Below are 14601 nucleotides of genomic sequence, written 5' to 3'. Positions count from 1 at the left end.
CATTCTATATTTATTGAGAAAAGGAGAATGTTTATGAAAGTGCTAGCCCTTGTGGGAAAAAGTGGTACGGGAAAAAGCTATAGAGCTTTGAGTCTTGCACATGAAAAAGAAATTGCTTATATCATTGATGATGGATTATTGATACAAGGAAATAAAATTATTGCAGGTAAATCTGCCAAAAGACAGAAAACTTCTGTAACAGCAGTCAAAACAGCCCTTTTTACCCATGAGGATCATAGAGAAGAAGTAAAGAGAGCTATTGAGGAGGAAAATCCAAGGGGAATATTGATTTTAGGTACTTCCAAAAAGATGGTAGAAAGAATTGCAATGCATTTGAATATTTGTCCTATTGAAGAATATGTATATATTGAAGAAATTTCTTCAGAAGAAGAAAGAAAAATTGCAAAAAAACAAAGAAATGAATATGGGAAGCATGTTATTCCTGTCCCTACCTTTGAAATAAAAAAAGATTTTTCAGGATATTTTATAGATCCGTTAAAGATATTAAGAAGGAAAAAAGATGATACTGTGCAAATATCTGAAAAATCCGTTGTAAGACCCACTTTTAGCTATATGGGAAAATATACGATTTCTGATAAAGTAATCAATGATTTGGTTAATTATGCAGTAAGGCAAGTTGAGGGAATCTATAAGGTTTCTAGAATAGATGTTCGAAATAATCAAAATGGAGCCAGTATTTATATGGAGGTTGTGGTTATATATGGAAAGCCTATACACGAGATAAGTAGAGAGGTTCAAAAGAAAATAGTAGAAGAGGTAGAGCGTATGACCGCCATGCATATTGTAGCAGTAAATATATTTGTGAAAAAGATAATTGTTAGTTAACAGGTAATATTTATGCAAAATATATTGTATACAAGATATCATATGCAATACTAGATGCAATTTTGAGTGTACTGATTATTCTTTCTTCAATATATTATATTTTTTTTCTAAATTTAGAATAAATGCTAAATAATTGCGAATATTTACAATAAAAAATCATTGTGTTATAATCGTGTTGACATGATGAAGGTAAAAAAGCAGAAATTCTAGTATTTTTAAAAGAATGAGGGGGTCTCAAAATGCCAAATCAATTAAATGTACAGGAGTATATTGAAAAAGTAATTGAGAAAGTGAAAAAAACTGATGCAGATCAACCTGAGTTTTTACAAACTGTTGAAGAAGTATTACCTACCTTAAAACCAGTAATAGAAAAACATCCAGAGTATGTAAAAGCAAATCTTTTAGAAAGATTCGTTGAACCTGAAAGACAAATATTATTTAGAGTACCATGGGTTGATGATGAAGGAGAATTACAAGTAAATCGTGGATTTAGAGTTCAATTTAACGGAGCAATCGGACCTTATAAGGGAGGATTACGTTTTCATCCATCTGTTTATCTTGGAATTATTAAATTCTTAGGATTTGAGCAAATATTAAAGAACTCACTAACAGGTCTTCCAATTGGAGGAGGTAAAGGTGGTTCGGACTTTGACCCTAGAGGAAAATCTGACATGGAAATTATGAGATTCTGCCAAAGCTTCATGACAGAGTTATATAGACATATTGGACCAGATGTGGACGTTCCAGCAGGAGATATTGGTGTTGGAGCAAGAGAAATTGGATACCTTTATGGTCATTATAGAAGAATTAGAGGCGCATTTGAAAACGGCGTGCTAACAGGAAAAGGTTTATCTTATGGTGGAAGTTTAATTAGACCAGAAGCTACAGGCTTTGGTATTACATATTTCTGTCAAGAAATGTTAAAACATGAAGGAACAAGTTTTGAAGGAAAAACTGTAGCATTATCAGGATTTGGTAATGTTACTTGGGGAACTGCTAGAAAAGTCACTGAATTAGGTGGCAAAGTAGTTACATTATCAGGACCAGATGGATACATTTATGACCCAGAAGGTGTTTCAACAGAAGAGAAATTTAATTATTTAGTAGAAATGCGTGCTTCTGGTAGAGATAAAGTACAAGATTATGCTGATAAATTTGGTGTTGAATTTTTCCCAGGAGAAAAACCATGGGGTGTTAAGGTTGATATCGTAATTCCATGTGCTACTCAAAATGATATTCACCTAGAGCATGCTAAACAAATCGTTGCAAATGGTATTAAGTTTGTTTGTGAAGGTGCGAATATGCCTACTACAAATGATGCACTTAAATATTTATTAGACAATGAAGTAGTCGTAGGACCTGCTAAAGCTGCAAATGCTGGTGGAGTTGCTACATCTGCTCTTGAAATGGCTCAAAACAGTATGAGATATTCTTGGACAGCAGAAGAAGTAGATCAAAAGCTTCATCAAATCATGGTAAGTATTCATGACAATGCTATGAAAGCTGCTGAAACTTATGGATTTGGATATAACTTAGTTGCTGGTGCAAATATTGCAGGATTTGTTAAAGTTGCTGATGCAATGTATGCACAAGGAAATTATTAAAAGATAAAGAAAAAGAATCGCTCATGCGATTCTTTTTTTTAGTGGGACAATATTGTTACATTTATTAAAGGAATATTACATTTTGAAGACAATTAGGATAATTCATTGAAAGATATATTAGAATAGATATGAGGAGGGATGCATTGTGAAAAATAAATACCAGTATATTCTTTTGATGAGCCTAATACTTTTAATAAGTGGAATATATACAATTAGCTATGCAGAAAATGTAGAGGGGTATTTTCCTCCACAACCTAAGGATATTACTGTCCAAGTATCAAGACCTAATATTGGTGTACAACTTATTTTGAACGCGAATACAGTAAAAGAAATAGAAATGAAATTAAATGGAAAATTGGTTCCTGCTATATATGATGAAAAACAGCAGATGGTTTTTTATAAGCCTGAAAAAGCTCTCAAAGCGGGACAATATAAAGTAGATTTAAATATAGTCTTAGAGGGACAGAAAGTGATAAAAGAAAGTTGGAAGTTTAGTGTTGGTGAAAATGCAGTAGAAGAGTTGCCAAACCCTTCTGAAGAACAAAAGAAAGCATTAAATTATTCAAACAGATATAGAAAGCTACTAGGAATTTCTGAATTTAAATTGAATGATTCTTTAAATGCAGCAGCCATGGCTCATGCTAATTATATGGCACTCAATAAAAAATTTACTCATGATGAGTTTGCAAATGATAAGGGCTTTACTGGAATACAAGCATACAATCGTGCAGGTGTTTTCGGATATAGAGGAAGCTTTGTATCTGAAAATGTAAGTTCAGGATCAAAAGATTATAAGAATGCAATTGATAGCTTGATGGATGCACCTTATCATCGACTAGCTTGGATCAATCCATATCTTTTAGACTTAGGGTATGGTGTGAAAGATAAATATTATACCTTTGATTTTGGAGGGAAAAAAGTTTTAGAAGATAAGATCGTTGTGTATCCTATAGAAAATCAAATGGATGTTTCTACTTCGTGGGATGGTAATGAAATCCCTAATCCACTTAGATTTTATGACCAAACAGGAAATGTAGGATATCCTATATCTTTATCTTATTTTAGTAAAAAAAATATTGAAAAATTCACTATAGAAAAAGTCACATTGAAAAATAGTAAAGGTAGGAGTGTAGAAAAATATCTGAATACACCACAAAAGGATGATAAACTTCATGATAGTATACTCATTATTCCATCTAAGCCCTTAGAAAGAGACGAAAAGTATACTGTATCTGTGAAAGGGAAAATAATATTTCAAGATAAAAAAACGAAAGAGATCGTTAAGACATGGAGTTTTAGAACAGTAAAAGAAGAAAAGAATAAAAATGAATGGATGAAAAAATATATCTATGCAGATGTGGAGGACCATTGGGCACAAAAATATATATTAGATTTAAGTGAAAAAGGCATTTTATCAGCAAAAGTAAATAATCTTTATAAACCAGATGACAAAATTACTAGAGCGGAATTTACTGAATTTGTTGTAAATGTATTAGGAATTAATACAAAGCCCTATGAAGGAATTTTTAAAGATGTGAAAAAGGATACAAATAAAGCAACATATATTGAAGCAGCATACAGAGCAGGAATTATAAAAGGCATGGGAGATGGAACTTTTGATCCAAATCGTACCATTAAAAGAGAAGAAATTGCTGTTATTGTTATGAAGGCTTATGAAAAAAAAGGAAACAAGCACAAAATAAATCAATCCCCTACATTATCCTTTTCAGATAAGGATGATATAAGTCCTTGGGCATTAAAGGATGTAAAATTAGCTTATGAGCTAGGGATTATAAAAGGATATGATACAGGTAAATTTGCACCGAAGAATTTGACAACTCGGGCGGAAGGTGCAGTTTTGGCTAAAAAATTATTAGAAAAAATCCAATAAATTTTTCAGGAAGTTTAAAAAGCAGATCATTCATTTGTGAAGGATCTGCTTTTTTTTATCTATTTTTTTATCGTACACCCATCTCTTTCACCATAAAGGTAGCAGCTTCAATAAAGTTAAAGGCAAGGGCAGCTCCTGTACCTTCACCAAGTCTGAGTCCTATATCAAACAAAGGCTCAAGTCCAAGAAGCTCCATAGCCACTTTTCCTCCTCTTTCAGCAGTATGATGAGAGGGGATAAGAAAATCTTTTACCTTTGGTTCGATGGTGATAGCAAGTAGGGCTGCTGCTGTAGAGATAAATCCATCAACCACTACTGGAGTCCTTTTAGCTGCTGCTCCTAGCATAGTTCCTGCCATTCCTCCTATTTCAAAGCCTCCTACCTTGGATAGGATATCGATGCCATCTTTAGGATTCGGTTGATTTACTTGAATTGCTTTTCTGATAACAGCTGCTTTGTGTTTTAATTTTTCTGTAGGAAGTCCTGCACCTACTCCTACAATTTCTTCAGGGTCAAGATTTCCTATTACTGAAAAGATGGCAGTACTAGGAGTGGTATTGGCTATGCCCATTTCACCTGTTCCGATTAAATTTTTACCATTTTTAATTTGATTATTTACCATGTCTATACCGATTTCTAAACTTTTTATTGCTTCTTCTCTTGTCATGGCAGGACCCTTTGCCATATTACTTGTACCGTATCGAATCTTTCTATTGATTACCTTCGGTTCTTTAAGATCTTTTGCTATGCCTATATCTACAACAACTACATCAGCACGGGCTTGCTTTGCTAGAGCACATACTCCTGTTAATCCTTTTGTAAAATTAGGAGTTTGCAAAGCTGTTATGATTTGAGGGTCTGGTGCCACCCCTTCTTCATAGACACCATGATCGGCTGACATAACAATGATTGATTTATCATTTACAGATGGAAAAGGATTTTTTGTAATACCAGCTAGTTGAATAGCTAACTCTTCTAGCCTTCCTAAACTTCCTAATGGTTTAAATAAACTATCTATATGGAGCCTTGCTTTTTGCATAGAATCTTGATCAAGAGTACTTATTTTTTTGAGTGTTTCATTGAGTAATTGCATATGTTTTCCTCTCCTTTATAGTGTTATATTTTCATTTGTTAAAATAAATATTTGCTATATATAACATGATTGTTACAAGTAAGGTTGATGTAGTAAAAGTGATTTTTACAAATATTTGATACAATACCTATAATTATAAAATAAAAAAGTTCATGATTTATTTGTATAACAAATAAATCACGAACTTTACCATTATCCATGTAAATAAACTGCACTAGGCAGGTCTCCTGGCTCAGATTCAACACTTAACACGCCTTCCCGATGGGTTCAGTGGCATTTTGTGATAAGCTCCTCTTTACAGTGGTGGGACCGCTGAAGAATTACACTTCATTCCCTATTCTCCCCAATGGGGCACCTATTGCGAAATTCAATTTGATTTTATTATAGAACAATTTGTAATTTTTTTCAATAAAAAGTATCAAAAATAAATTCCTTAGATTTGTTTTGAATTTAATTTTTCATATCTTTATAAATTACATATTTTCTTTCATTGTAGAAAACACGTCCTTTAAAGTTTTCTTAAGCCAAAATACCATCAATATGAAAGCGATGCATTCAGAGATAGGAAATGCATACCATATAAGATTGAGCCCATCTATTTTTACTAAAAGAAGGGATAAGGGTAAAAGTAAAATAATTTGTCTTAAGAAGGATAATATTAAGCTAGGTAGGCCCTTTCCTATAGCTTGAAATGTAGTAGAACCAATGATTGCAGGTCCTACAATAGGAAAAGAAATACTGATTGTTTTAAGGGTGTCTGTTCCGATTTCTAAAAGCTTTGGACTGCCATGAAACATTTTGATTAATTCCCTAGGAAATAATTGAAGCATAAAAAATCCTAGAGTAGTGAAAATAAATGCAATGATGAAAGATACCTTCATTGTTTTTTTCATTCGGTCAGGATTATTGTGTCCATAATTATATCCCATAATAGGCATATATCCTTGGTTTAATCCAAAAACGGGCATAAATACAAAGGTTTGTAGTTTAAAATAAATACCTAATGCAGCAATGGCGGTACCTCCATAGCTTCCTAAAATAGCATTTAATCCTCCAATCATAAAAGAGGATAAAAACTGCATTGTCATAGAAGGAAATCCTACTTGATAGATTCCTTTTATGATAGAGGGGTCAAAAGAGAAATCTTTTAAGTTCAACCGAATTTGATGATTGCCTTTAAATAACATGAATAAAATAAATGAACCACTAATAACCCTTGACAAAACTGTAGCAATTGCTGCTCCTTCTATACCAAGCTTTGGGAAGAAGCCGTACCCAAAAATCATAAGGGGGTCTAAAATAATATTTAAAATAGAACCGATCAACATGGTAATCATAGGAATGAATGTATTTCCTTCTCCTCTTAAAATATTATTGCAAAGTATAGATATAAAAACAAAAAGGGAGCCCATTAAAATGATTTTTATGTATCTAGATCCATAATCTATAAGGATAGGATCACTTGTAAACCAACTGATGAAGTATTTTGAAAAGAATATTCCTAAAAGGCCTACCAATAATCCATAAAATACAGCAATGACCAATACGTGCTCTGCTGCAATGGAAGCTCTTTTTTCATTTCCTGCTCCAAGGAGTCTAGAGATTAAAGAACTAGTTCCTATTCCTGTCCCTACTCCGATAGCAATTAAGATCATTTGAATAGGGAATGCAAGGGATAGAGCTGCAAGAGCATCTTCACTTAACTTTGCTACAAATATACTATCTACTACATTATAAAGAGCTTGAATGAACATAGATAATATGGAAGGTATGGCTAATTTAAATAATAAAGGGACAATAGGTTCTGTGCCAAGACGATTGTTTTTTATAGACTGCTCCAAGAAAATTCCTCCTTCGTATAGATCGGCTAGTTACTATGGTATAAGACAAAATTTTCCTTGTCAATAAGGGAAAATTAATATTTCATGAATAAAAAAGTGAATGGTAAAAATTTGGGTAAAATAGAAATATGGGATAAAAAAGATAAAAGGTTTAGGAGGAAGTGAATTGGAATATAAGGTAATTGAGGAAAATGGAAAAGTTATGGTAGAAGGAATAAAAGATTTTGAGCCTTCTCATATTTTTGAATGTGGACAGTGTTTTCGATGGAATAGAGAAGAGGATGGTAGCTTTACAGGAGTAGCCAAAGGAAGAGTCATCAACGTTTTAAAGGATGAAAATAACATCATCTTTCATAATACCAATAAAGAAGAGTTTTTGAATATATGGGTAGACTATTTTGATTTAAAAAGAGATTATGGAAAGATTAAGGAAAGCTTAGCAAAAAAAGATTCTGTGATGAAAGAAGCCACTCACTATGGTACAGGAATAAGGATTCTCAATCAAGATGAATGGGAAATATTACTTTCTTTTATCATTTCTTCAAATCGCAGTATCCCACTGATTAAAAAATCTATTGAAAGTTTATGTAAAAGATATGGTTGCTTTTTAGGAAAATATAAAGGAAAAAAATATTATGATTTTCCTAAACTAGAAGCTTTGCAAAATAAATCAGTTGAGGAAATCAAAGAAAGTTATACAGGATATCGAGCAAAATATATTGTAGATACAGTAGAGCTGATAAGACAAAAAAAGGTTGAAATATACAATTTGAAAAATCTCTCAACGGAGAAATCAAAAAAGGAATTATTAAGATGTAGTGGTGTAGGTCCTAAAGTTGCAGATTGTATATTACTTTTTTCTATGGGAAAATTTGATGTTTTCCCGATAGATGTATGGGTAAGAAGAATTATGGAGTATTTTTATTTTTCAGAAGGAACCACACTAAAGAAAATACAAATATTTGCAAAAGAACATTTTGAAGATATGGCAGGTTTTGCACAGCAGTATCTTTTCTATTATGCAAGAGAATTAGGAATTGGAAAATAATTTGTATGAAGGAATTTTGTCCCTAACAAAGAATATTACGTAATTAGACAAAAATTTTAAGGAGGCGATAAAAGTGCTAGGGACTATAGTTAATGCATTAGCAATTATTGGTGGAAGCTTGGTAGGATTGTTCTTTAGAGGAGGAATACCGGAAAAATATAATGAGACGATTATAAAAGCTAATGGTTTAAGTGTTCTTCTAATAGGGGTTATGGGTGCTATTAAGACGCAAAATGTACTTCTTGTCATATTTAGTATGGTCATTGGAAGTATTTTAGGAGAATTTTTAAGAATAGAAGATAACTTAGATCGATTAGGTGCTTATATAGGAAATAAGATGGGAGATCAAGAAGGTGGTATTGCTAAGGGATTTGTCACAGCTAGTCTTTTGTTTTGTGTGGGCTCTATGGCCATTGTTGGATCATTACAGAGTGGATTATCTAATAATCACCAAACCCTTTTTGCAAAATCTGTTCTTGATGGGATTACTTCTGTTGTATTTGCTTCTACATTAGGGGTGGGTGTTATTTTTTCTTCTATAGCTGTTTTTATTTATCAAGGAATAATTACCTTAGCAGCATCTTCTATGAAGGTTTTTCTCACAGAATCTGTTATTGGGGAGATGTCATCAGTTGGGGGACTTTTAATTATGGCATTAGGCTTTAATATGTTAGAGTTTAAGAGAATAAAAGTAGGGAATATGCTACCAGCCATGTTTATACCACTCATCTACTATATAGGAAAATTAATATATTTCAAATTTGTATAGAAAGAGGCGAAGATTCGTCTCTTTTTCCAATTTTATCCCTCTTCTTTGCATAATAGATTTTTAAATATATACTTAAAGAAATAATATTTTTGGTGTACCTAAATTTTTATTTATTTACGTATACCTATATACACGGAGGTGTATAATTTTGGCGCGCCTATTGAATTTTTTTACAAGAGACTCTTTAACCAAAAGACTTGAAAAAGTTAAACAAGGAGATACAGAAGAAAGAGAAAAAATTATTAAAGAATACATACCTTTTATCATAAAGACCGTATCAGATAAATTGAATAGATATATTGAAGCTGAAAATAGCGAGGAATTAAGTATAGGAATAGAAGCTTTTAATGAAGCTATTGATAGATATGAACCCAAAAGAGGAAATTTCATAGGATTTGCAGAGCTTGTTATAAAAAATAGAATAATAGATGAGCTTAGAAAAAGTAGTAAACATAAAAAAACGATTCTCATAAGCCAATTTGAAGAAGATGACAATGAAAAACTGCAAAAACATTTTTCGGTGGAGGATTTTACGGAAAAAATCACATTGAAAGAAGAAATAAAAGAATTTGAGGAGAAGTTAAAGATTTTTCAGATTACCTTTTCTGAATTGGTTCAAGAAGCGCCTAAGCACATGGACACACGAATCAATGGCATACGTATTGCACAATACATTGTGGATCATAAAGCCTTGAAAGAAGAACTGTTTAGGAAGAAAATGCTACCGAGTAAAAAACTTATTGATGGGTTAGGAGTTAGTGCAAAAATACTAAAAAGGAGCAGAAAATTTATTATTGCCACGGTAATCATATTAGAGGGTGATTTTGAAAAGTTAAGGAATTATATAGGAAGTTCCAAAGGAGGTGTTGCGGGTGGTTTATAGAGGTTGTGTGTTAAAGATAGAAGAAGGTTTTGCAATTGTTTTAACAAATCATGCAAAGTACCTTAAAATTATAAAAAAAGATGGTTTAGTGGTTGGAAAAGAAATTGTTTTTGTAAAGGAAGATATTTATAAGGACAAAAGGTTTACTGTTAAAAAAATAGGTTTAATTGCTGCTGTTTTTATGATAATGGTTTTATCAATGACAGGGATAGAAAAACTCAATATATTGGAAACTATCAGCTATGCTGCTGCAGTCGTTAGTGTAGATATTAACCCTAGTATTGAATTTAAGATCAATAAAGAAAAGAAAGTACTACATGTAGAAGCCCTTAATACGGATGGTAAAGAATTAATTGATAGAGAGTTTAAAGATATGCCTATTGAAGAAGCTGTACGAATTGTCATTGATCATGCAAAGAAAAAACAATATATTACCAAAGATAAAAATGCAGTGTTAATATCTACAGTAGCGATAAATGATGATTTTAAAGAAAAAACAGTGGAGCTTAAAAAGGAGATTGAAGAAAAAATTCAAGAAGATCAAAACCTAGAAGATATAAATCTTATTTATGTACAAGGAAACGGAAAAGATTTAATGGAAGCAAAAAAGCAAAAGATGTCTATAGGAAAATATGAGGTTTATAAACAATCAAAGGAAAAAGAACAAAATATTACATTGGATCAGATTAAAAGTATGAAGGTACAAGAAATGGTGGACAAAGAAATTGGAGAATTGAAAGACAAGAAGGTAAAGAATAAAGTAGAAGAGAAGGTTGAGAAGGGAATATCAAAAGAGAATAATAATAATCTAGAGAAAAATCATAAAGCTACACCTAAACCAAAGAATAATAAGACAAAAAATATAAGCTTAGATAAAATAAAAAAACAGCAGAAAGCTAAAAAAGAAGAAAAGAAGGAAGACATACAACAAGACCGAGAAAATAAAAATGAAGAGATTAGGGAACATAAACCAATAAAGAAAGAAGTAACGAAAATAAAAAAAGAAGGTAGCATAGAGCATATAGAAAATAAGAAAGAAGAGAAGAAACAAAAAATAAAATTGAATCAGGAAAATAAAAAAGAAAAACTAGAGAATAGAAAAGAGCTTAAGAAAGAGAAAATAGAAAAAATAAAAGATGCAAAGGAAGAAAAGGAGAAAATAGCAACAAGAAAAGCACAGGATGAAGAGAATAAGAAGGAATCAATAGAAAGGTCTAAAGAGAATAAGAAACAAGAAAAAAATAAGGAAAAGGATGAGAAAGCACTTAAAAATAAGAACCACAAAAAGAATAAGAAGAAGTAAAAAATTTCAGAGAAGGTACCCAAAAAAATGAAAACATACGTATTTTATAACAGAAGACCAGTTCATAAAAACAAAGGAGGACATTATATGAATAATCAATTTAAGAAAGTTGTTTCAATGACCATCATAGCAGCATTTATTTTTACAAGTCCCTTTGGGATTGTTGCCAAGGCTGAAAAATCTAGTAAAAGGGGAAGCAAATCTGAAACGGTAAAAAATACGAGTATCAAAGATCATGTTAAAGAAAAAATCAAAAGCCAAAAAGAAAGAGAAGAAAATACTAAAGGAAAAATAGAGGGAATAAAAAAGAATCTTAATAAAGAGGATGTAGAAAAAAGATCAGAGCAAGCAAAAAAACTTAAAAAATTCCAGAATTTATTAAATGAAATTAAGAAATCACGTAAAGATATAAAAGTAATGAAAGAAGAAATGAAAAAAATAAGGAATGAAATAAAGCAATTAATTAAGAAGAGTTATTCAGAAGAAGAATTAAATCAATTAAGACAAAGAGCAAAAGAAATTATGGCACAAAACCATGATGTAAAGGTTATTCCAATAGAAAATATTTTAAAGAAGAAAGGTCAGTTTAAGTTTGATACACCGCCTGTGATCAAAGAAGGTAGAACATTAATTCCAGTAAGAGCTATTACAGAAGGATTAGGTGCAAATGTTACATGGAATGGGGAAGAAAGAAAAGTAACAGTGAGTAAGGGGGATACAGAAATTGTTTTCCAATTAGAAGATGGAAAAGTTTTTATTAATGGAGAAGAAACAGCCATTGATGTTCCAGCTCAAATCATGAATAATAGAACCATCGTACCTTTAAGATTTATTTCGGAGCAGTTAGGATTGAAAGTTGATTATGACCAAGATACTGAAACTATAGAAATTGATGAAGAAATAACAGAAGATGATGAAGCTTCACAAGAGAATGAAGAAGTGGTGGATGAAGAGAATCAAAGTGAAGAATCTGAACAAGTAATAGTAGACGAAAATAATGAAGAAACAACAGATATTGTAGTAACAGAAGAAAATGAAACTGCACAAGAGAACGAAGTAGTAGAGGAAGAGAATCAAAGTGAAGGGTCTGAAGAAGTAGTAGTAGATGAAAATACTGAAGAAGAAACAGATATAGTAGCAACAGAAGAAAATGAAACTTCTCAAGAAGGTGAAGAAACCTCAGATGGACAAGGTGAAACGGAAACATCTGTTGATACAGAAGAAAGTGTTGAAGGAGCAAATTAAACATAAAAAATCTAAGAGGCAATCATAAAGTGCACCTCAAATATTAGAAAACAATCTAATATTTAGAGGTGCATTTTATGCTGGATCACCCTTGCTAAAGGAGATACATTTTTTTAGAAGTGCAAATTCAAAAAAGAAAGTTATAATCTATAACGAATAAAAATAAAAAGAAATGAATAAATATTCACATGCATACATAATAAACATTTTATATTAAATTGAAATAATTCATTAGTTTAATACAATAAAACGATACATATATAAAGTATTTCTAGGTATTCTTGATTTATAGAGATAAAGTGATAACACTGGAAGTTGTTTAAAATATCAAGGGAAATATTGACAAAATGCGTGTAAAAATATACAATTAAATAAAATCAGAATATTTTCAAAACAGAAACTTAATAAAAAATTCATTCGAATAAATATTTAATCTAAGGGGGAAAAGATTATGAATAGCGTATTAATTAATGGGAATGATTTGACTTTGCAAGATGTAGTGAATGTTGCAAGAAAAAATTTTTCTGTAGTATTAACGGATGAAGCACTTGAAAAAGTGAAAAAATCAAGAGCTTTTGTAGATAAGTTGGTAGAAGAAGAAAGTGTGGTATATGGTATTACTACAGGTTTTGGAAAATTTAGTGATGTGGTTATATCAAAGGACGAAGCAAAAGATCTTCAAAGAAATTTAATAGTTAGTCATGCTTGTGGTGTTGGAAAACATTTTCCAGAGGATATTGTTAGAGCTGTCATGTTACTTCGGGCTAATGCTTTAGCAAAAGGATTTTCAGGAATTCAGCCAAAAACATTAAATACATTAATTGAGATGATCAATAAAGAGGTTCATCCAGCTATTCCAGAGAAGGGATCATTAGGAGCTAGTGGAGATTTAGCACCCCTTGCCCATATGGTACTTGTCCTTATTGGAGAAGGAGAAGCTTACTATAAGGGAACATTAATGTCAGGAAAAGAGGCTATGGAAAAAGCAGGAATCGAACCGGTAGTATTGACTTCTAAAGAAGGGTTAGCTCTTATTAATGGTACACAAGTACTAACAGCTGTAGGGGCATTGACTAGTTATGATGCAAAGAAACTTTGCAAGTTAGCAGATATTTCAGCTTCTTTGACAATGGAGGCTTTAAATGGGATTACAGATCCTTATACTGCAAGGGTACAAGAGGTAAGACCTCATCCAGGGCAAATTACTGCTGGAAAGAATTTTTTAAGAATCCTTGAAGGTAGTGAAAGAACAACTAGACAAGGTGAAATAAGAGTACAGGATGCATATACTTTAAGATGTTTACCACAGATTCATGGAGCAAGTAAGGATGCTGTAAAATATGTACTAGATAAGGTTGCTATTGAAATCAATGCGGCAACTGATAATCCATTGATCTTTGCTGATGAAGAAAAAGCAATTTCGGGAGGAAACTTCCATGGTCAGCCAATGGCATTGGCTTTTGACTTTTTAGGAATAGCAATAGCTGAGCTTGCAAATGTTAGTGAAAGAAGGATTGAAAGACTTGTAAATCCACAGCTTAGTGGTTTACCAGCATTTTTAACTGAACATGGAGGACTTCATTCAGGATTTATGATTGCCCAATATGCAGCAGCAGCCCTTGTATCTGAAAATAAAGTGCTAGCTCATCCTGCTAGTGTAGATTCTATTCCATCTTCAGCAAATCAAGAGGATCATGTAAGTATGGGAACTATTGCAGCAAGAAAAGCTAGAGATATATACTATAATGCAAGCCGTGTTATTGCTATCGAATTACTTGCTGCAGCACAAGCAATAGATTTTGAAACAGCTAATAAAAAATTAGGAAAAGGAACAAAAGTTGTATATGATAAGATTCGTCAGGTGATTAAGACGCTACACGAAGATCGTGTTATGTATTTGGATATCAACAAATCTGCAGCATTGATTGATGATGAGAGTATTTTAAAAGCAGTAGAGGAAGTTATTGGAGAATTAGAATAATCGTGCAGAGTATGAAATTAAATAAGTGATAAAATGAAAAGTACTTTCAGAATAGCAATAAATTCTGAAAGTACTTTTTTATGGGAAGACATGAAAG

At 31.9% G+C, this 14601-nt stretch carries 11 protein-coding genes and 1 riboswitch; of the genes, 9 read left to right on the top strand and 2 right to left on the bottom strand.

Annotation, left to right across the window (positions count from 1 at the left end; all coding sequences use genetic code 11):
- Positions 1–33: 33 nt before the first annotated feature.
- The 3 genes from K7H06_RS14510 (at position 34) to K7H06_RS14500 (ending at position 4341) form a co-directional block, all read left to right on the top strand.
- Positions 34–846: an Asp23/Gls24 family envelope stress response protein gene (locus K7H06_RS14510; RefSeq protein WP_223036753.1), complete on the top strand. Its 813-nt coding sequence runs from the start codon at positions 34–36 to the stop codon at positions 844–846.
- A 239-nt stretch (positions 847–1085) separates the two neighbouring features.
- Positions 1086–2450 carry an NADP-specific glutamate dehydrogenase gene (gdhA, locus tag K7H06_RS14505; protein ID WP_223036752.1) on the top strand — a complete coding sequence of 455 codons (1365 nt, stop codon included), beginning with the start codon at positions 1086–1088 and terminating at the stop codon, positions 2448–2450.
- 145 nt (positions 2451–2595) lie between these two features.
- Positions 2596–4341 (top strand): CAP and S-layer homology domain-containing protein, encoded by a 1746-nt coding sequence (locus tag K7H06_RS14500; protein ID WP_223036751.1) that lies wholly within the window; start codon positions 2596–2598, stop codon positions 4339–4341.
- 67 nt (positions 4342–4408) lie between these two features.
- Here K7H06_RS14500 and cobT read toward each other — a convergent pair whose 3' ends face one another.
- Together cobT and K7H06_RS14490 are read right to left on the bottom strand one after the other, a co-directional pair.
- Positions 4409–5434, bottom strand: a complete 1026-nt coding sequence (gene cobT, locus K7H06_RS14495; RefSeq protein WP_223036750.1) for a nicotinate-nucleotide--dimethylbenzimidazole phosphoribosyltransferase — start codon at positions 5432–5434, stop codon at positions 4409–4411.
- A 200-nt stretch (positions 5435–5634) separates the two neighbouring features.
- Positions 5635–5808: riboswitch (cobalamin riboswitch) on the bottom strand.
- Between the two features lie 99 nt (positions 5809–5907).
- A complete protein-coding gene (locus tag K7H06_RS14490) occupies positions 5908–7275 on the bottom strand; it encodes an MATE family efflux transporter (RefSeq protein WP_223036749.1) in 1368 nt (455 codons plus the stop codon).
- Between the two features lie 166 nt (positions 7276–7441).
- On the opposite strand from K7H06_RS14490, the gene K7H06_RS14485 reads away from it, so the two are divergent.
- The 6 genes from K7H06_RS14485 (at position 7442) to hutH (ending at position 14504) form a co-directional block, all read left to right on the top strand.
- A complete protein-coding gene (locus K7H06_RS14485; protein WP_246637538.1) occupies positions 7442–8323 on the top strand; it encodes a DNA-3-methyladenine glycosylase family protein in 882 nt (293 codons plus the stop codon).
- A 73-nt stretch (positions 8324–8396) separates the two neighbouring features.
- Positions 8397–9092: a DUF554 domain-containing protein gene (locus K7H06_RS14480; protein ID WP_223036748.1), complete on the top strand. Its 696-nt coding sequence runs from the start codon at positions 8397–8399 to the stop codon at positions 9090–9092.
- A gap of 148 nt (positions 9093–9240) precedes the next feature.
- Positions 9241–9975: an RNA polymerase sigma-I factor gene (sigI, locus tag K7H06_RS14475; protein ID WP_223036747.1), complete on the top strand. Its 735-nt coding sequence runs from the start codon at positions 9241–9243 to the stop codon at positions 9973–9975.
- Entirely contained in the window at positions 9965–11278 is a 1314-nt protein-coding gene (locus K7H06_RS14470) for an anti-sigma factor domain-containing protein (protein ID WP_223036746.1), read from the top strand. Before sigI ends, K7H06_RS14470 begins: the two co-directional genes overlap by 11 nt.
- A gap of 87 nt (positions 11279–11365) precedes the next feature.
- Positions 11366–12523 carry a copper amine oxidase N-terminal domain-containing protein gene (locus K7H06_RS14465; protein WP_223036745.1) on the top strand — a complete coding sequence of 386 codons (1158 nt, stop codon included), beginning with the start codon at positions 11366–11368 and terminating at the stop codon, positions 12521–12523.
- 451 nt (positions 12524–12974) lie between these two features.
- Complete coding sequence (gene hutH, locus K7H06_RS14460; RefSeq protein ID WP_223036744.1) at positions 12975–14504, top strand: histidine ammonia-lyase; 1530 nt, start codon at positions 12975–12977, stop codon at positions 14502–14504.
- The last annotated feature ends 97 nt before the right edge of the window (positions 14505–14601 follow it).

Source organism: Crassaminicella profunda (assembly GCF_019884785.1).
Classification (GTDB): Bacteria; Bacillota; Clostridia; order Peptostreptococcales; family Thermotaleaceae; genus Crassaminicella; species Crassaminicella profunda.
Note: the sequence above shows the minus strand (reverse complement) of the source record. Positions and strands in the feature narration are given on the sequence as shown.

Bases quoted from the DNA above. Each gene is read 5' to 3' on its own strand.
- K7H06_RS14510 (WP_223036753.1), top strand. From the start codon at position 34: ATGAAAGTGCTAGCCCTTGTGGGAAAAAGTGGTACGGGAAAAAGCTAT.
- gdhA (WP_223036752.1), top strand. From the start codon at position 1,086: ATGCCAAATCAATTAAATGTACAGGAGTATATTGAAAAAGTAATTGAG.
- cobT (WP_223036750.1), bottom strand. From the start codon at position 5,434: ATGCAATTACTCAATGAAACACTCAAAAAAATAAGTACTCTTGATCAA.
- K7H06_RS14465 (WP_223036745.1), top strand. From the start codon at position 11,366: ATGAATAATCAATTTAAGAAAGTTGTTTCAATGACCATCATAGCAGCA.
- hutH (WP_223036744.1), top strand. From the start codon at position 12,975: ATGAATAGCGTATTAATTAATGGGAATGATTTGACTTTGCAAGATGTA.